The 17,055-nt window shown below is 61.7% G+C and carries 15 protein-coding genes and 1 pseudogene; 15 read left to right on the top strand and 1 reads right to left on the bottom strand.

Annotated elements, in window-relative coordinates; genetic code table 11:
• The first annotated feature begins 74 nt into the window (after nt 1-74).
• The 5 genes from AT395_RS18955 (at nt 75) to aroA (ending at nt 5,460) form a co-directional block, all read left to right on the top strand.
• On the top strand, nt 75-662 hold the full coding sequence (locus AT395_RS18955) for a DUF2059 domain-containing protein (RefSeq protein WP_042115043.1): 588 nt from the start codon (nt 75-77) through the stop codon (nt 660-662).
• A gap of 285 nt (nt 663-947) precedes the next feature.
• A complete protein-coding gene (serC, locus tag AT395_RS18950) occupies nt 948-2,060 on the top strand; it encodes a 3-phosphoserine/phosphohydroxythreonine transaminase (RefSeq protein WP_048628984.1) in 1,113 nt (370 codons plus the stop codon).
• A gap of 102 nt (nt 2,061-2,162) precedes the next feature.
• Nucleotides 2,163-3,245 (top strand): prephenate dehydratase, encoded by a 1,083-nt coding sequence (gene pheA, locus AT395_RS18945; RefSeq protein ID WP_042115045.1) that lies wholly within the window; start codon nt 2,163-2,165, stop codon nt 3,243-3,245.
• Nucleotides 3,246-3,265: 20 nt separating this feature from the next.
• Entirely contained in the window at nt 3,266-4,138 is an 873-nt protein-coding gene (locus AT395_RS18940) for a prephenate dehydrogenase (RefSeq protein ID WP_048628985.1), read from the top strand.
• On the top strand, nt 4,138-5,460 hold the full coding sequence (gene aroA, locus AT395_RS18935; protein ID WP_042115047.1) for a 3-phosphoshikimate 1-carboxyvinyltransferase: 1,323 nt from the start codon (nt 4,138-4,140) through the stop codon (nt 5,458-5,460). Before AT395_RS18940 ends, aroA begins: the two co-directional genes overlap by 1 nt.
• A gap of 147 nt (nt 5,461-5,607) precedes the next feature.
• Here the strand turns inward: aroA and AT395_RS18930 are convergent.
• A pseudogene (locus tag AT395_RS18930) lies at nt 5,608-6,933 on the bottom strand (Nramp family divalent metal transporter).
• Between the two features lie 110 nt (nt 6,934-7,043).
• Between AT395_RS18930 and cmk the strand changes: the two are divergent.
• From cmk to cysM, 10 genes are all read left to right on the top strand, one after another.
• Complete coding sequence (gene cmk, locus AT395_RS18925) at nt 7,044-7,739, top strand: (d)CMP kinase (protein WP_216359990.1); 696 nt, start codon at nt 7,044-7,046, stop codon at nt 7,737-7,739.
• Nucleotides 7,740-7,851: 112 nt separating this feature from the next.
• A complete protein-coding gene (gene rpsA, locus AT395_RS18920) occupies nt 7,852-9,555 on the top strand; it encodes a 30S ribosomal protein S1 (RefSeq protein ID WP_042115053.1) in 1,704 nt (567 codons plus the stop codon).
• Between the two features lie 12 nt (nt 9,556-9,567).
• Nucleotides 9,568-9,861 (top strand): integration host factor subunit beta, encoded by a 294-nt coding sequence (locus tag AT395_RS18915; protein ID WP_010804341.1) that lies wholly within the window; start codon nt 9,568-9,570, stop codon nt 9,859-9,861.
• A gap of 240 nt (nt 9,862-10,101) precedes the next feature.
• Nucleotides 10,102-10,395, top strand: coding sequence for a LapA family protein (locus AT395_RS18910; RefSeq protein WP_042115054.1), 294 nt, complete (start codon nt 10,102-10,104; stop codon nt 10,393-10,395).
• Nucleotides 10,396-10,461: 66 nt separating this feature from the next.
• The gene (gene lapB / locus AT395_RS18905; RefSeq protein ID WP_042115055.1) at nt 10,462-11,637 is read left to right on the top strand and encodes a lipopolysaccharide assembly protein LapB; all 1,176 of its coding nucleotides are present in this window, start codon (nt 10,462-10,464) and stop codon (nt 11,635-11,637) included.
• A 21-nt stretch (nt 11,638-11,658) separates the two neighbouring features.
• Nucleotides 11,659-13,032, top strand: a complete 1,374-nt coding sequence (locus tag AT395_RS18900) for a UDP-glucose dehydrogenase family protein (protein WP_042115057.1) — start codon at nt 11,659-11,661, stop codon at nt 13,030-13,032.
• Between the two features lie 17 nt (nt 13,033-13,049).
• Nucleotides 13,050-14,039 carry a D-glycero-beta-D-manno-heptose-7-phosphate kinase gene (gene rfaE1, locus AT395_RS18895; RefSeq protein WP_052765538.1) on the top strand — a complete coding sequence of 330 codons (990 nt, stop codon included), beginning with the start codon at nt 13,050-13,052 and terminating at the stop codon, nt 14,037-14,039.
• The gene (rfaD, locus tag AT395_RS18890; RefSeq protein WP_042115058.1) at nt 14,036-15,040 is read left to right on the top strand and encodes an ADP-glyceromanno-heptose 6-epimerase; all 1,005 of its coding nucleotides are present in this window, start codon (nt 14,036-14,038) and stop codon (nt 15,038-15,040) included. Before rfaE1 ends, rfaD begins: the two co-directional genes overlap by 4 nt.
• Nucleotides 15,041-15,207: 167 nt before the next feature.
• Nucleotides 15,208-15,999, top strand: coding sequence for a ComEA family DNA-binding protein (locus AT395_RS18885; RefSeq protein WP_048628986.1), 792 nt, complete (start codon nt 15,208-15,210; stop codon nt 15,997-15,999).
• Between the two features lie 117 nt (nt 16,000-16,116).
• Nucleotides 16,117-17,019 carry a cysteine synthase CysM gene (cysM, locus tag AT395_RS18880; protein WP_042115062.1) on the top strand — a complete coding sequence of 301 codons (903 nt, stop codon included), beginning with the start codon at nt 16,117-16,119 and terminating at the stop codon, nt 17,017-17,019.
• Nucleotides 17,020-17,055: the final 36 nt, after the last annotated feature.

The following is a 17,055-nucleotide window of genomic DNA, read 5'->3' as shown; positions in this document are numbered from 1 at the left end:
CAGTGAAGTGCCCAGGCGAGGATGCATCTATTTATCGTCGTCGACAGCCGACGAACTTTGGAGTGACTATTACTATGCAACGCAACGTCAAGAAGTGGATGTGGCTGCTGCTCGCAGCACCGGCAATGGCAATGGCCCAGCAGAGCGCACCGCTCGACGCCGACAAGAAGGCAGCCATCAAGGAACTGCTCGACGCCATCGACGCGAACAAGCTCGTCGCCGCCATTGGCGAAGGTGCCGCAGCGCAGGCCAAGCAAATGGCCCCGCAAGTGCTGGAGCGCCAACTGGTTCAGAACAAGACGTTGAGCGACGCGCAGAAGCAGTCGATCGTGCCGACGCTGGAGCAGAACTCCGTGCAGAAGCTGGTGGACGGCGCTGGCAAGGTCTTCACGAGCGACGCCTTTAAGAACGACGCGGTGCAGGCGCAGTACAGCGCTTATGGCAAGTACTACACCACCGACGAAATCAAGGGTCTGACGGCGTTCTATAAGAGCCCGGTCGGCCAGAAGTACATCAAGGTGCAGGATCAGGTTGGCCAGGAAGTGGTTGGCGGCCTGATGCAGAAGTACATGCCGCAATCGATCGACGCGACCAGCAAGCAAGCTGACGCAGAGATCGCTGCGGCAGCCAAGTCGGCACCGAAGGCACCTGCGAAGAAGTAAATTTCGGCCGGTCCCTCTGGGATTGACCGATAATGGCCGTTTGCGAGTGATCGCAAGCGGCCATTTTGCATTGGTGGGACGAATCGGCAGGTTGTGCTCGGAATTTTCCGGAATGCAGTCGTCCTGCACCGGAATTGCGGAGCACATCCGCACGCGTTGGTCATCTGGCGGTATAGTTGACCTCTGCCGCTGCCGCGCCACCGAAGGAACGCCAGATGTGAAACGCAAGCCGCACGGGCCAGTCTCCGCCGGCTTGCGTTTCACTTTTACTGCTGCAAAACGATAATGACGCGCGCTTTCAATTTTTCCGCCGGACCGGCGGCGCTGCCTGCCGAGGTGCTTGCACAGGCCGCTGAGGAAATGCTCGATTGGCATGGGGCCGGCATGGGCGTGATGGAGATGAGCCATCGCGGTCGCGAGTTCATGAGCATTCTGGCGCAGGCGCAGGCTGACCTGCGCGAACTGCTGGCCGTGCCCGACAACTACCGTATCTTGTTCATGCAAGGCGGGGCGCTGGCGGAGAACGCCATCATCCCGATGAACTTGCTGGGCGGCGCACGGGCAGGTGAGCGTCAGACGGCGGATTACGTCGTCACGGGCTCGTGGTCGGTCAAGTCGCAGAAGGAGGCGCGCAAGTATTGCGACGTCAACATCGCTGCGAATACCGAGTCCGACAAATTTACGCGGTTGCCGAAGGTGGACGAATGGCAACTGTCGAAGGATCCGGCGTACGTGCACATCTGCACGAACGAGACCATCCACGGCGTCGAGTATTTCTGGACCCCCGATCTGGCGACGGCTGGTTTGCCGAACACGCCGCTCGTGGCCGATGTCTCGTCGCACATCCTCTCGCGCCCGATGGACGTGTCGAAGTTCGGCGTGATGTATGGCGGCGCGCAGAAGAATATTGGCCCATCGGGGCTCACGCTCGTGATCGTGCGCGATGACTTGCTCGGCCGTTCGTTGCCAATCACGCCCAGCGCGTTCGATTGGAAGATCGTTGCCGAAAACGATTCGATGTTCAATACGCCGCCGACTTACGCGATTTACATTGCGGGTCTCGTATTCCAATGGCTCAAGCGTCAGGGCGGTCTGGCGGCCATGGACGCGCAGAACAAAGCCAAAGCCCAGCTACTGTACGGCTATCTGGACGGCAGCGATTTTTACCGGACATCGGTGGAGAAGGATTGCCGGTCGCGTATGAACGTGCCGTTTTTCCTGCACGACGACGCATTGAACGAAGCATTCCTGGCCGGCGCTCGCGAGCGCGGTCTGCTGCAACTCAAGGGCCACAAGTCCGTGGGGGGTATGCGTGCCTCGATCTACAACGCGATGCCGCTTGCAGGTGTCGAGGCGCTGGTCGACTATCTGCGCGAATTCGAGCGCAGCCGCGGCTGACGAGGGCGAACGGCCGGCGCGAATGGAATCTTCCGATGTCCTTGGAGACATCGCGCCGCGAGATGCCTGACCATGTCCCATCGTAAGAAGACAATAAGCTCCATGGATGACGATCTGAACGCATCGCTGCGCCCTTTGCGCGAGAAAATCGATGCTATCGACGCGCAGCTTTTGAAGCTGCTCAATCAACGTGCGGCCATCGCCCTGGAAGTGGGCGAGGTCAAGAAGCGCTTCGGAGCGCCGGTGTTCCGGCCCGAGCGCGAGTTGCAAGTGATTTCCCGTTTGCAACAAGCCAATGACGGCCCGTTGTATGGCGACAATCTGGCGGCGATCTGGCGCGAAATCATGTCGGCCAGTCGCGCGCTCGAGAAGGTCATGACGGTTGCCTATCTTGGCCCGGCAGGAACTTACAGCGAACAGGCAGCCTTCGCGTACTTCGGTCAGAGCGTGAAGGGCTTGCCGTGCCCGTCGCTCGACGAAGTGTTTCGTGCCGTCGAGGCGGGCAGCGCGGACTTCGGCGTGGTGCCGGTCGAGAACTCGACCGAGGGGGTGGTCTCGCGTACGCTTGATCTGCTACTGCAGAGCCCGCTGACGATCGGCGGTGAAGTGGCCCTGCCGATTCATCATAATTTGATGTCGCAATCCGGCACGCTTGATGACGTGACCCGGATATGCTCGCACGCTCAGTCGCTTGCGCAATGCCAGCACTGGTTGACGGCACATTTCCCGCAACTGGAGCGACAAGCCGTATCGAGCAATGCCGAGGCGGCGCGCCTGGCGTCGGCCGACCCCACGATCGCCGCTATCGCAGGTGATTCGGCAGCTACCCAGTACGGACTGCAAATCGCGTTTTCACATGTGCAGGACGATCCGCACAACCGTACGCGTTTCGTTGTGATCGGTACGCAAGACCCGGCACCGAGCGGTCACGATCAGACGTCGCTGATTCTCTCCGTGCCGAACCGTGCCGGTGCCGTGGTGGCATTGCTGGAACCGCTCGCGAGCAATGGCGTGTCAATGACGCGTTTCGAATCGCGCCCAGCCAAGAGCGGCGCGTGGGAGTACTACTTCTACGTCGACTTCGAAGGGCATCGCGACGATCCTAACGTCGCCAGGGCGCTCGACGTGCTTCGTCAGAATGCGGCCTACTGCAAGGTGCTCGGGTCGTACCCGCGCTCCGCGTAACGAGCGGCAGGCCATCCATCATGAGTCTGAATAAACTCGTCATCTGCGGTGTCGGGCTGATCGGCGGTTCGCTGGCGCGCGCGCTTAAGGTGGCAGGCGTGGTCAAGGAAGTTGTGGGTGTCGGGCGTAGCGAAGCGTCGCTCGCGCGGGCCTGCGAACTCGGCGTGATCGATCGCGCTGCCGTGTCGATGGCCGATGCGATGACCGGCGCCGACGTGGTCGTGCTCGCGGCGCCCGTCGCGCAGACGCCAGCCTTGCTTGCGGCGATTCGTCCGTATCTTGGTGGTCAGACGATCGTGACCGATGCGGGTAGCACGAAGACCGATGCTGTCGCCGCCGCGAAGGTGGCGTTGAGCGACGAAGTTTGGCGTTTCGTGCCGGGGCATCCGATTGCCGGCGCGGAGTTGTCGGGTGTCGACGCAGCGAAGGCCGATTTGTATCTCGACCGGCGCGTGGTGCTTTGTCCGCAAGCGGGCAATCGCAGTGAAGATGTCGCTCGTGTGCGCGCGATGTGGGAAGCGACCGGCGCGCGTGTCTCGGAAATGTCCGAGACGCAACATGATCGCGTTTTCGCATCGGTGAGTCACTTGCCGCATGTATTGTCGTATGCGCTCATCGCACAGATTCTCGAAGCCCCCGATGCTGCCTTGAAATTGGGTTTTGCCGGTGGCGGTTTTCGCGATTTCACGCGTATTGCCGCATCGAATCCAGAAATGTGGCGCGATATCTGTGTGGCCAATCGCGAGGCATTGCTCGCCGAACTCGATGGCTACCTCGCCACACTCGGTAGGCTGCGTGAATTGATCGATGCCGGCGATGGCGCCGGTCTGGAAGCCGTGTTCGCTCGCACCAGTCAGGCGCGAACGGATTGGGCCAAGCAACAGGAAAAGTAATGGAAACGCTCGATCTCGGCCCCTACGGCCATGCCGAAGGCACGCTGCAACTGCCCGGCTCGAAAAGTATCTCGAACCGCGTGCTGCTGCTCGCCGCCCTGTCGCGGGGCACCACGCGCGTGCGCGATCTGCTGGCTTCGGATGACACGCAGGTGATGCTCGACGCGTTAGCGGTACTTGGTGTGAAGTGCACGCAGGTTGGCGACTCGCGCGATTTCATCGTCGAGGGCTGCGGCGGCGTGTTCCCGGTGAAGACTGCCAAGCTGTTCATGGGCAACGCTGGCACGGCAATTCGCCCGTTGACCGCCGCGTTGTCGTTGAGCCATGGTGACTACGAAGTCTCCGGTGTGGCACGTATGCATGAGCGACCGATCGGCGATCTGGTCGACGGATTGCGTCAGCTCGGCGCGCAGATCGACTATCTCGGCAACGCTGGTTACCCGCCGTTGCATATCAAGCCGGCCGACGTGGCGGCGCCGGCTACGCCGATTCGCGTGCGTGGCGACGTATCGAGTCAGTTCCTGACGGCGCTGCTGCTCACGTTGCCGCTGCTTCCGTCGGCGACCGGCGAGATTGTGGTCGAAGTCGAGGGGGAATTGATTTCCAAGCCGTATATCGACATTACGCTGCGACTGCTGCGGCGCTTCGGCATTGACGTGCGACAGGATGGCTGGTCGCGCTTCACACTGCCAGCCGCAGATGTGGATGGCGCGAAATATCGGAGCCCGGGCGAAATCCGAGTCGAGGGCGATGCTTCGTCTGCGTCTTATTTCCTTGCCGCCGGTGCGATCGGTGGTGGTCCGATGCGCGTGGAGGGCGTTGGCCGCGACAGTATTCAGGGGGACGTACGTTTCGTGGATGCGCTCGAGGCAATGGGTGCGCGCGTCACGCTGCACGACGACGCCATCGAGGTGCATGGCATCGACACGCCGAGCGGCAAGCTGCGTGCCGTCGACATGGACTTCAATCACATTCCCGACGCGGCAATGACCATTGCGGTCGCCGCACTCTTCGCCGACGGCACGACGACGCTGCGTAATGTGGCGAGCTGGCGTGTTAAGGAGACGGACCGTCTGGCTGCCATGGCGATTGAATTGCGCAAGGTCGGGGCGACGGTGGAGGAGGGGGCGGATTATCTACGCGTCACGCCACCGGCTTCGCTCACGCCGAACGCGGCGATCGATACTTACGACGATCATCGTATGGCGATGTGCTTTTCGCTTGTCAGCCTGGGGGGCGTCCCGGTCACGATCAACGATCCTAACTGCGTTGCCAAGACATTCCCGACATATTTCGCTGAGTTCGTTCGGGTCGCGTCTTAGTGCAGTTCACGAGTTCGGGCTGACGCATCGTAGGGGCAAACTATCCGAAATTCGAATGACTCCACGGTATTTCACCCGCGGTAACTTTCGCTCGGTGTTTTGCCGCATGTCCGGTGCGTTAGCGTTGATCCGGCGCAGGCTGCGTCGTCACCCCTGTCCGGTCAATGTCTGCCAGAGCAGAATGCCGTTCAGCGCGACGATGGCACCTGCAATGACCCAGGCGACCACCTGCAAGGTTCCGCGCACTCGCCATTCCCCCATGAGTTTCGCATTGCCGGCGAAACGGACCAGGGGGATCACTACAAACGGCAATTGCAGGCTCAGCACAACCTGACTGAAGATCAAAAGGTTTGTTGTCTGGGCTTCGCCGCCGTGTCCAACGATCAGTAGGGCAGGTACGAGCGCCAGGGCACGCGTGATGAGCGCACGTTGCCATGGCTTCATCCGCAGATTGAGAAAACCCTCCATTGTGACCTGTCCCGCCAGTGTGGCGGTGACCGTCGAGTTCAGACCGCAGGCGAGAAGCGCGACAGCAAACATTAGCCCGGCCCATTGGTTGCCGAGCAGAGGGGCAAGCAACTTGTGTGCATCGCCTAGCGATTCCACCGACGTGTTTCCGCTCGCGTGGAACACCGCAGCCGCGAGAATCAGCAGTGCAGCGTTGATCAGGAAGGCGAAACCGAGCGATAGTGTCGTGTCCCAGTGCGTCGTGCGCAGCGCGCGCCGGAGGGTCGCCGGAGTGCGCTCGGGCATCGACTCGCCGCGCATGCGCAACAGGGCTGAGTGAAGGTACAGGTTGTGGGGCATGACTGTGGCGCCGAGAATGCCGGTCGCCAGCTAGAGCATGCCCGCTTGTGCCACGATTTCACTGCGCGGCCGCAGGCCGGCGGCCGCGGCGCTCCAATCCGGGTTAGCCAGCGCGAGCTGCGCGGCGAAACAGCCCGCAGTGAGCAGGATCAGCGCTGCAACGGCGCCTTCGAGCCGGCGTTGTCCGAAACCCTGGAGCCCGAGCATGGCGAAAGCGAGCATGCCTGCGAGCAATACACCCACCGGCAGGGAGAGGCCGAACAGGAGTTGCAGTGCGACGGCGCTTCCGATGATCTCGGCGAGATCGCAGGCGATGATGGCAATCTCGCAAAGGACCCACAGCGCCAGCGAAGTCCGGCGGCTATACTGGGTACGTGAGAGCTGCGCGAGATCGCGTCCGGTGATCAGGCCAACGCGTGCCGCCAGCCATTGCAGCAACAGCGCCATCACGCTCGAGAGCAGCACGACGCACAGCAGCGTGTATCCGTAACGGGCGCCCCCGGCGATTGCCGTGGCCCAATTGCCCGGATCCATATACCCAACAGCAATGAGGGTGCCCGCACCCGCGAACCCCATCCACCGCTGCGCTCTGCGCGGCGTATGGCTTTGCGAGGCGGGCGGCGGCGCCCATTCGGGGCCGGGTAGAGGATAATCGCGGCTTTGCATGGCAGTCACGTCTTCAGGTGGCGCCGGTGGCGCTTACATCTAAATGATAATCATTATTATTTGGATGGGGGTTTTATTTTTCAATGTGTTGGATTGACAGAGACTAAGGAATGCCAGATTTGACGGTAGTAGACGACTCGATTCCGGTCATTACGGTGGACGGTCCGACGGCATCCGGCAAGGGCACGGTGGCGCACCGTGTCGCCGACGCACTGGGCTTTCACTATCTCGACAGTGGGGCGCTCTACCGGCTGACGGCGCTGGCGAGTGCGCGTCACGGGATCGATCCGGACGACGTGGGCGCGTTGTCGGTGCTTGCCGAAACGCTCGACGTCCGTTTCAGGGATCAGCGCATCTGGCTGGCTGGCGAAGACGTGACCGATGCGATCCGGGCCGAGGCTATTGGCAACCGGGCGTCGAGCATTGCCGTGCACAAGGCGGTGCGGCAGGCGTTGATGGCGCTCCAGCGCGGTTTCAAGACCGCGCCTGGCCTTGTCGCGGACGGCCGCGACATGGGCACGGTGATCTTCCCGGAAGCCGAATTGAAGGTGTTTTTGACGGCCTCGCCACAGGCCCGTGCCGAGAGGCGGTATAAGCAATTGATAGAAAAAGGTTTTTCTGCTAACATAGACAGTCTCATGCTGGATCTTGAGGCGCGTGATGCGCGGGATCGTACCCGTGCCGAAGCGCCGCTAAGGCCGGCGGAGGGTGCGCGGGTACTCGACACATCGGGGCTCAACGTCGATCAGGCGGTGGCTCAGGTGCTCGAATGGTTCGCGCAAGTGCAGTACCCGCAAGGCGCCTGACCGGATGTTTCATGCAGTCATCCGGCGTGGCTTTGTCTAACCTTTAACCCAACCGTTGTTCGTCATCGTCAGCCCCCTCGGGAGACGGACGTCAGCGGCGTAATCCACATTTATGTCCGACCTGCAAACCTCGACCAACGAATCTTTCGCGGCGCTTTTCGAAGAGTCGCTCTCCCGCCAAGACATGCGTGCTGGTGAAGTCATCAGCGCTGAAGTCGTGCGGGTTGACCACAACTTCGTGGTCGTCAACGCCGGGCTCAAGTCCGAAGCGTATATCCCCATCGAAGAATTCCTGAATGATCAGGGCGAGGTCGAAGTTCAGGCCGGCGACTTTGTTTCCGTGGCGATCGACGCCCTGGAAAACGGCTACGGCGACACCGTGCTGTCGCGCGACAAGGCCAAGCGTCTGGCCTCGTGGCTGCAACTGGAGAAGGCCCTCGAGTCGGGCGACCTCGTGACCGGTACGATTACCGGCAAGGTCAAGGGCGGCCTGACCGTGATGGTCAACGGCATCCGTGCATTCCTGCCGGGTTCGCTGGTTGACACCCGTCCGGTCAAGGACACGACCCCGTACGAAGGCAAGACCCTCGAATTCAAGGTTATCAAGCTCGACCGCAAGCGCAACAACGTTGTGCTGTCGCGCCGTGCCGTGATCGAAGCCACCCAGGGTGAAGAGCGCGCCAAGCTGCTCGAAACGCTCAAGGAAGGCGCGATCGTCAAGGGCGTGGTCAAGAACATCACCGATTACGGTGCGTTCGTCGACCTGGGCGGTATCGATGGCCTGCTGCACATCACCGACATCGCATGGCGTCGTGTGCGTCACCCGAGCGAAGTTCTGTCGGTTGGCCAGGAAGTCACCGCCAAGATCCTCAAGTTCGATCAAGAGAAGGGCCGTGTCTCGCTGGGCGTCAAGCAACTCGGCGAAGATCCGTGGGAAGGCATTGCTCGCCGTTACCCGCAAGGCACCCGCCTGTTCGGCAAGGTCACCAATATCACCGACTACGGCGCATTCGTCGAAGTGGAATCGGGCATCGAAGGCCTGGTTCACGTGTCGGAAATGGACTGGACCAACAAGAACGTTGCTCCGACCAAGGTTGTCCAGCTGGGCGACGAAGTCGAAGTCATGGTGCTCGAGATCGACGAAGACCGTCGTCGTATCAGCCTCGGCATGAAGCAGTGCAAGCCGAACCCGTGGGATGACTTCTCGCGCAACTTCAAGAAGGGCGACAAGATCAAGGGCGCAATCAAGTCGATCACCGACTTCGGCGTGTTCATCGGTCTGCCGGGCGGCATCGACGGCCTGGTCCACTTGTCGGACCTGTCGTGGAGCGAAGCTGGCGAAGAAGCCGTTCGCAAGTACAAGAAGGGCGACGAAGTCGAAGCCGTGGTTCTGGGCATCGACGTCGAGAAGGAACGCATTTCGCTGGGTATCAAGCAGCTCGAAGGCGATCCGTTCAACACCTTCGTGGCAATCCACGACAAGGGTTCGATCGTTGACGGCACCATCAAGGCTGTCGATCCGAAGGGTGCTGTCGTGTCGCTGGGTGATGACGTTGAAGGCTACCTGCGCGCATCGGAAATCTCGCACGACCGTGTGGAAGACGCCCGTAACGTGCTCAAGGAAGGTGAAGCCGTCAATGCAATGATCGTCAACATCGATCGCAAGTCGCGCAACATCAACCTGTCGATCAAGGCTAAGGATTCGGCTGAACAGCAAGAAGCGATGAGCAAGCTGTCGACCGACAGCTCGGCAGCGAGCGGTACCACGAACCTCGGTGCCCTGCTCAAAGCCAAGCTGGACAGTCAGAATCAGTAAGGTCCAAGGCCTATGACCAAGTCTGAATTGGTCAACCAGTTGGCGGCGCGGTTTCCCCAGTTGGTGCTCAAGGATGCCGATTTCGCGGTGAAGACAATTCTCGACGCGATGGCTGACGCGCTTGCGCGCGGTCATCGAATCGAGATCCGTGGTTTCGGTAGTTTTGGGCTCAACCGTCGGCCACCGCGCGTCGGCCGCAACCCGAAGTCGGGCGAGAAAGTGTTGGTGCCGGAGAAATTCGTGCCGCACTTCAAGCCGGGCAAGGAGTTGCGAGAGCGGGTTGATCACAAGGCGTCGGACCAATAAGGCCCTTTGGGATCTACTACGCAAAAAAAGCGCCTTCGGGCGCTTTTTTTGCGTCTGTCGGGCGCGAGTGCACACAATTGACGGAAATGTGAAGCGCGCTGCAGTAACGACGCCTCACAGAGCACATCCGGTACAATACGCCCACGTGCCGGCCCTGCGCATCGACGGTGTCGATACCGTCCATGTGAGGCCGCTCAAGTTGCAAAACATACGGCAAGCCTGCCGCAGGAGCCTTTCGGCATGAAGCTGATTGTTTGGATCGTTCGTCTCATCGTGTTCGTGGTGCTGTTGTGCCTTGCGCTCGCCAACACGGGCGAGGTCACGTTGAACCTGTTCCTGGGCCATACGTGGACAGCGCCGCTCATCATGATCGGCCTGGCCTTTTTCGTGGTCGGCGGCGTGATCGGTGTACTCGCCACTTTGCCGAGCCTGATGCGCCAACGCCTGGAACTGCGTCGTACGCGACGCGATCTGGCGCGTGCGCAGCGGGACCCCGAGGCAAGCGATCAACCGCCGATGCTGCCGCCAGTCTAAGGCGACGGCGGCGCGGCGCACGACTCTCGCCATCCTCATCGACTGTATCAACGACAACACGCATTCATGGAATTCGAGGTCTGGTGGCTATTAGCCATCCCCGTGATTTTTGGCTGCGGCTGGGTAGCCGCACGCCTGGATCTGCGCAGCTTGCTTTCCGAGAGCCGCAATCTGCCGGCGTCCTATTTTCGCGGTCTGAACTTCCTGCTCAACGAGCAGCCCGACAAGGCGATCGACGCCTTCATCGAAGTCGCGAAGCTCGACCCGGAAACCACCGAACTGCACTTCGCGCTCGGGAGTCTGTTTCGCCGTCGAGGCGAAACGGAGCGCGCCATTCGTGTGCATCAGAATCTCCTGTCTCGCGATGATCTGCCGCAAGCCGATCAGGAACATGCGCTCTATGAGCTGGGCCACGACTTCCTCAAGGCCGGGTTGCTCGATCGTGCCGAAGAGGCGTTCGGCCGTCTGCATACCGGCGCGTACGCCAAGGCCGCGCAACATGCGAAGCTCACGATCTATCAGATCGAGAAGGAGTGGCGCAAGGCGCTGACCGAGGCCGAGACACTGAGCGATCTCGATCCGGCAGTGTCGTACCGCAAGGAGATCGCGCAGTTTCACTGCGAATTGGCGCAGGAAGCGCTGCAACGCAAGGACGCCGGGGCGGTGACGCAAGAATTGGATGCCGCGCTCGAGGTCAACCCCGCAAACGTGCGTGCACCGTTGCTGCGCGGCGATATGCTGCTTGCCGCAGGCGACGCGCAGGGCGCATTGAAGGTGCTTAGCACCATCGAACAACAGAATCCGGTATATCTTGGGCTTGCGGCCAAGCGTCTGATGCGGGCGTACGAGGCCCTGGACCGTGCGCCGGAAGGGCTCGCCGTGCTGCGCGACGGGCTGCGCAAGAATCCGTCGGACGATCTGCTTGAGATCGTCTACGAGAAGACGGTGGCCCTGGAAGGGCCGGAAGCGGCGCTCAAGCTGATGCGAGAACAGATGCATCGTGCCCCGAGCGCACTTGGCATGACCCGCTTGCTGGAAGCGCATGCTGCGACCGCCGCCGGTGACACGCAGTCCGACCTGCAACTCATGGGCAAGCTCATTACGCAACGCACCAAGTCGTTGCCGCGCTACGTCTGCGATCAGTGCGGCTTCCGAGCGCGACTGTTCTACTGGCAATGCCCCGGCTGTAACGGCTGGGAGACCTATACGCCGCGCCGTGCCGACGTGCCCGCGGCCTCCTAATTTCTTTAAGTTCGCGCAATCATGAAAGTCACCATCATCGGCTCCGGATACGTCGGCCTCGTTACGGGCGCTTGCCTCGCGGACGTCGGCAACGACGTGTTCTGTCTCGACGTCGATCCGCGCAAGATCGATATTCTGAACAACGGCGGCGTGCCGATCCACGAACCCGGCCTGCAGGAAATCATTGCGCGTAATCGGGAAGCCGGCCGACTACAGTTTTCGACGGACATCGAAGCGTCTGTGGCGCACGGCGATGTGCAGTTCATCGCCGTAGGCACCCCCCCCGACGAAGATGGCTCAGCCGATCTGCAATACGTCGTGGCGGCTGCGCGCAACATCGGCCGTTACGCCAAGAGCTTCAAGGTGATCGTCGACAAATCGACGGTGCCGGTGGGCACCGCCGACAAGGTGCGTGCGGCCGTGGCCGAGGAACTCGCGAAGCGAGGGGAGGACGTTCGATTCTCCGTGGTCTCGAATCCCGAATTCCTGAAGGAAGGTGCGGCCGTGGACGATTTCATGCGTCCGGATCGTATCGTGATCGGTGTGAGCGACGACGCCGACGGCCAGCAGGCCCGCGCGATGATGAAGCGCCTGTACTCGCCGTTCAACCGCAATCACGAACGCACCCTGTATATGGATGTGCGCTCGGCCGAGTTCACCAAGTACGCGGCGAACGCCATGCTGGCCACCCGTATTTCGTTCATGAATGAGTTGGCCAATCTGGCCGATCGCGTGGGCGTGGATATCGAAGACGTGCGTCAGGGCATCGGTTCGGATCCGCGTATTGGCTATCACTTCCTCTACGCCGGTTGCGGTTATGGCGGCTCGTGCTTCCCGAAGGATGTGCAGGCGCTTGTGCGCACCGCCGAGGACTATGGCTTGCCGCTGCGGATTCTGAACGCCGTGGAGGCCGTCAATGAAACGCAGAAGACGGTGCTGATCGAGAAGATCATCAAGCGCCTCGGTGACGACCTCTCGGGCAAGACCTTCGCGCTGTGGGGGTTGGCGTTCAAACCGAATACGGACGACATGCGCGAGGCGCCCAGCCGTCGCGTCATTGAGGAACTGGTGCGACGTGGGGCGCGTGTGCGTGCCTACGATCCGGTTGCGCTCGACGAGGCACGTCGCGTGATTGCGCTGGACTTTGCAGACGATGTCGCCGCGCATGCGCGTATCGAATTTTGCGCGACCCAAAACGACACCCTGACGGGGGCTGACGCGCTCGTCATCGTCACGGAGTGGAAGGCCTTCCGCAGCCCGGACTTCGCGAAGGTGAAGACGGCGTTGTCGCTACCACTGATTTTCGACGGTCGTAATCTGTACGATCCGGAGGCCATGCAGGAACTCGGCATCGAGTACCACGCCATTGGCCGTGATTTGCACAAGCCCGCTTGAGCCCACTGGAGCGACGAATGACTTCGACGGCAACTCCGCTCACACGTACGGTCCAGGCGCCGGGCGTGCCCACGGTACCCCGCGAGGCTTTCAGCCGCGCGCGTGTGCTGATCGTTGGCGACGTGATGCTTGATCGGTACTGGTTTGGCGACGTCAATCGCATTTCACCTGAAGCGCCGGTGCCAGTCGTGCACGTCAAGCGCAATGAGGAGCGTTTGGGCGGCGCGGCCAACGTGGCGCTCAATGCTACATCGCTGGGCGCGCAGGCCGGTTTGCTGTGCGTGCTGGGTGAAGACGAACCGGCCGGGCGTGTCGTCGACATGCTCGACGCGAGCGGTGTCAAGGCCTTTGTGACACGCGACGCGGATCTCGCGACCACGATCAAGCTGCGCATCGTGTCGCGTCAGCAGCAACTGCTGCGCATCGATTTCGAGAATCAACCGGCGCGCGAGGTGCTGCTGGCAGTACTCGACCAGTATCGTCAACTGCTCGCCAGCTACGACGTGGTGCTGCTCTCGGATTACGCGAAGGGCGGTCTGACGCATGTGCAGCCGATGATCGACGCTGCACGTTCGGCGGGCAAGGCGGTCCTCGTCGACCCGAAGGGCAGTGACTACGAACGCTATCGCGGTGCTACGATCCTGACCCCGAACCGGGCGGAATTGCAGCAGGTCGTCGGCGAATGGCGCTCGGAAGAGGACCTCACGGCACGCGCGCAGAACCTGCGCGAGTCGCTCAACCTCGAAGCGCTACTGCTTACGCGCTCGGAAGAAGGCATGACGCTCTTCACCGAGAACGGCGCGCTGCACGTGCCGGCGCAGGCACGCGAGGTGTATGACGTCTCGGGTGCGGGCGATACCGTCATCGCAACACTGGCGGCATCGCTCTCCGCCGGCCTGCCACTGGCGCAGGCCGTGGTGCTCGCGAACCGCGCGGGCAGTATCGTCGTGGGCAAGCTGGGCACGGCGACTGTGGACTACAACGAACTCTTCTCCGAACTGACATGACCATCATCGTGACCGGCGCGGCCGGCTTCATCGGGGCGAACCTCGTCAAAGCCCTCAACGAGCGCGGCGAGACCGACATCGTGGCGGTCGACAATCTCACGCGTGCCGACAAATTCCGCAATCTGGTCGATTGCGAAATCAGCGATTACCTCGACAAGACCGATTTCGTTGCGCGTTTCCAGCGTCGTGAGTTTGGCCGCGTTCGCGCGATTTTCCATGAGGGCGCCTGCTCCGACACGATGGAAACGGATGGCCGCTACATGATGGAGAACAACTTCCGTTACACGCGTGCGTTGTTCGAAGCCTGTCAGACGCAAACCGTGCCCTTCCTCTACGCGTCGTCGGCGGCAACGTATGGTGCATCGGAAACGTTTGTGGAAACCCGCGAGTACGAAAAGCCGCTGAATGTCTACGGCTACTCGAAGTTCCTGTTCGACCAGATCGTGCGCCGCGCCATGCGCGATGCGGGCGGCAAGCTGCCGAGTCAGGTGGCCGGTTTCCGCTACTTCAACGTGTATGGTCCGCGTGAGGCGCACAAAGGACGCATGGCGTCGGTTGCGTATCACAATTTCAACGAATTCCGCGCCAATGGCCGCGTGAAGCTCTTCGGCGAGTACAACGGCTATGCAGCCGGCACGCAAAGCCGCGACTTCGTGTCGGTGGAAGACGTGGTCAAGGTCAACCTGCACTTCTTCGATCACCCGGAGCGGAGCGGCATTTTCAATCTGGGCTCGGGCCGTGCGCAGCCGTTCAACGACATCGCCGTTGCCGTGATCAACACGCTACGTGCGGAAGCTGGCGAAGCACCTCTCACGCTCGATGAACTGGTCAAGCAGGGGCTGGTGGAGTACATTCCGTTTCCAGAGGCGCTGCGCGGCAAGTATCAGTGCTTTACGCAGGCGAACATCGACCATCTGCGTCAGGCTGGCGGCTATCAGCAGCCGTTCTATACGGTGGGCGAAGGGGTGTCGCGTTACGTGCGCTGGCTGCTCGCGCAGTAAGCGTCCAAGTGCTGCGCGCCGCCGGACAGGCGACAGACGGGGAGTCAGACGGCTCCCCGTTTTTGCTTTAAATCGTGCCCGATGTCATCCGCAGACGCGCTAGGGCGTTAAGGGGATATCGGGGGTATCCACGATATTGGCCCGAGTGACCTTATAAGGAACACATCATGCTTCGCAAACTGTTGCTGGCGGTTGTTGCCTTTTTCACCCTCTGCGGCCTGGCGATGGCCGCTGTCGACATTAATACCGCCGACCAGGCTCAGCTTGAAACGCTCAAGGGGATTGGACCGGTCAAGTCCAAGGCCATCATTGACGAGCGCAACGCCCACGGCCCTTACAAGGACGCGGCCGACGTGGCCAAACGTGTGAAGGGACTGGGCGCCAAGTCCGTCTCCACGCTCCAGTCCGAAGGCATGACGATTAACGGGCAGGGCGCCGCCACCCCGGCTGCCCCGGCACCGTCGGCAAAGGCTCCGCCGGCCGCCGCTCCGGCTGCGCAGGCGCCCGCGGCACCGGCAGCGGCCAAGCCGACACCACAGGTCACTCAGTCCCCCGCAACACCTGCGACCACGACGAAGCCCGTGACGGCAGCGCCGACACCGGCAGCACCGGCACCCGTGCCGGCCACGGCCACCCAGAAGACCCCGACGCCCACGCCGGCCGCAGGTCAGACCATGAAGCCTGCCTCGCCCGGCATGACGGCCACGCCGGCCAAACCGGGTACGCCGGTTCCGGCGGCGGCATCGGCCGCCGGTGCGCCGGAGGCGAAGGCGTCCAAGTCCAAGAAGTCGAAGGATGCCAAGACCGCCAAGTCGGCCAAGGCAGATGCGGCCCCGGCAGCGGCGTCGGCAGCGGAGTCGGCACCTGCGGCGGCGACCGCCACCGATTCTGCGTCGGCCAAACCGTCCAAGTCGAAGAAGGCCAAGGCGCCGTCGCCGGCTAGCGCGCCGAAGTCCTGAGGTCCGCAGGGCGGCCGGATATTCGTGGGTGAGATGTCCGGCCGTAGCCCTACCCTGAGCGCGGTGGTGGCCGGTGGATTAGAATGTTTCAATTCCCGACCGAAAAAGCTTAGCGCAATGGCCTATAAGACTATCGAAGACACCATCGGCAATACGCCGCTGGTGCAACTGGTGCGTTTGCCCGACGACGACATTCGCCGCCGAAACAACGTGATTCTCGGCAAGCTCGAGGGCAACAACCCGGCGGGTTCGGTGAAAGACCGTCCTGCGCTGTCGATGATCAAGCACGCAGAATTGCGCGGCCGTATCAAACCGGGCGACACCCTCATCGAAGCTACCTCGGGCAACACTGGCATCGCGCTGGCCATGGCGGCCGCTATTCGCGGCTACAAAATGGTCCTCATCATGCCGGAAGACCTCTCCATCGAGCGTCGCCAGAGCATGGGGGCGTATGGCGCCGAAATCATCCTCACGCCGGTCAAGGGCGGCATGGAATACGCGCGCGACCTCGCAGAGCAGATGCAGCGCGACGGGCGTGGCACCATCCTCGATCAGTTCGCCAACCCGGACAATCCGCGCGCGCACTACGAAACGACCGGTCCGGAAATCTGGCGCGATACCGAAGGGCGCGTCACGCATTTCGTCTCCGCGATGGGCACGACCGGTACGATCATGGGCGTGTCGCAGTACCTGAAAGAGCAGAGCGAAGCGGTGCAGATCATTGGCGCGGAACCGGCCGAAGGTTCGCGCATTCCGGGGATTCGGAAGTGGCCGGAAGCCTATCTGCCGAAGATTTTCGACCGCGCACGCGTGGATCGCACGATCTCGGTAACGCAGGCGGATTCGGAGATCATGGCGCGCCGTCTGGCCGCGGAAGAGGGCATCTTCTGCGGTATTTCAGCCGCTGGCGCCTGCCACATCGCCTTGAATCTGGCGCATGAAGTCGAGAACGCGACCATCGTGTTTGTCGTGTGCGACCGTGGCGATCGTTATCTTTCGACCGGGGTGTTCCCGGCGTAGGCGTAACGCGCATCAAACGGCAGCTTTTATCGCCAG

Source organism: Pandoraea apista (assembly GCF_001465595.2).
In the GTDB taxonomy this organism is placed as follows: Bacteria; Pseudomonadota; Gammaproteobacteria; order Burkholderiales; family Burkholderiaceae; genus Pandoraea; species Pandoraea apista.
This window is presented reverse-complemented; position numbering and strand designations above follow the sequence as displayed.

Coding starts and splice junctions, on each gene's coding strand:
- AT395_RS18955 (WP_042115043.1), top strand. CDS start 75: ATGCAACGCAACGTCAAGAAGTGGATGTGGCTGCTGCTCGCAGCACCG.
- serC (WP_048628984.1), top strand. CDS start 948: ATGACGCGCGCTTTCAATTTTTCCGCCGGACCGGCGGCGCTGCCTGCC.
- pheA (WP_042115045.1), top strand. CDS start 2,163: ATGGATGACGATCTGAACGCATCGCTGCGCCCTTTGCGCGAGAAAATC.
- AT395_RS18940 (WP_048628985.1), top strand. CDS start 3,266: ATGAGTCTGAATAAACTCGTCATCTGCGGTGTCGGGCTGATCGGCGGT.
- aroA (WP_042115047.1), top strand. CDS start 4,138: ATGGAAACGCTCGATCTCGGCCCCTACGGCCATGCCGAAGGCACGCTG.
- cmk (WP_216359990.1), top strand. CDS start 7,044: ATGCCAGATTTGACGGTAGTAGACGACTCGATTCCGGTCATTACGGTG.
- rpsA (WP_042115053.1), top strand. CDS start 7,852: ATGTCCGACCTGCAAACCTCGACCAACGAATCTTTCGCGGCGCTTTTC.
- AT395_RS18915 (WP_010804341.1), top strand. CDS start 9,568: ATGACCAAGTCTGAATTGGTCAACCAGTTGGCGGCGCGGTTTCCCCAG.
- AT395_RS18910 (WP_042115054.1), top strand. CDS start 10,102: ATGAAGCTGATTGTTTGGATCGTTCGTCTCATCGTGTTCGTGGTGCTG.
- lapB (WP_042115055.1), top strand. CDS start 10,462: ATGGAATTCGAGGTCTGGTGGCTATTAGCCATCCCCGTGATTTTTGGC.
- AT395_RS18900 (WP_042115057.1), top strand. CDS start 11,659: ATGAAAGTCACCATCATCGGCTCCGGATACGTCGGCCTCGTTACGGGC.
- rfaE1 (WP_052765538.1), top strand. CDS start 13,050: ATGACTTCGACGGCAACTCCGCTCACACGTACGGTCCAGGCGCCGGGC.
- rfaD (WP_042115058.1), top strand. CDS start 14,036: ATGACCATCATCGTGACCGGCGCGGCCGGCTTCATCGGGGCGAACCTC.
- AT395_RS18885 (WP_048628986.1), top strand. CDS start 15,208: ATGCTTCGCAAACTGTTGCTGGCGGTTGTTGCCTTTTTCACCCTCTGC.
- cysM (WP_042115062.1), top strand. CDS start 16,117: ATGGCCTATAAGACTATCGAAGACACCATCGGCAATACGCCGCTGGTG.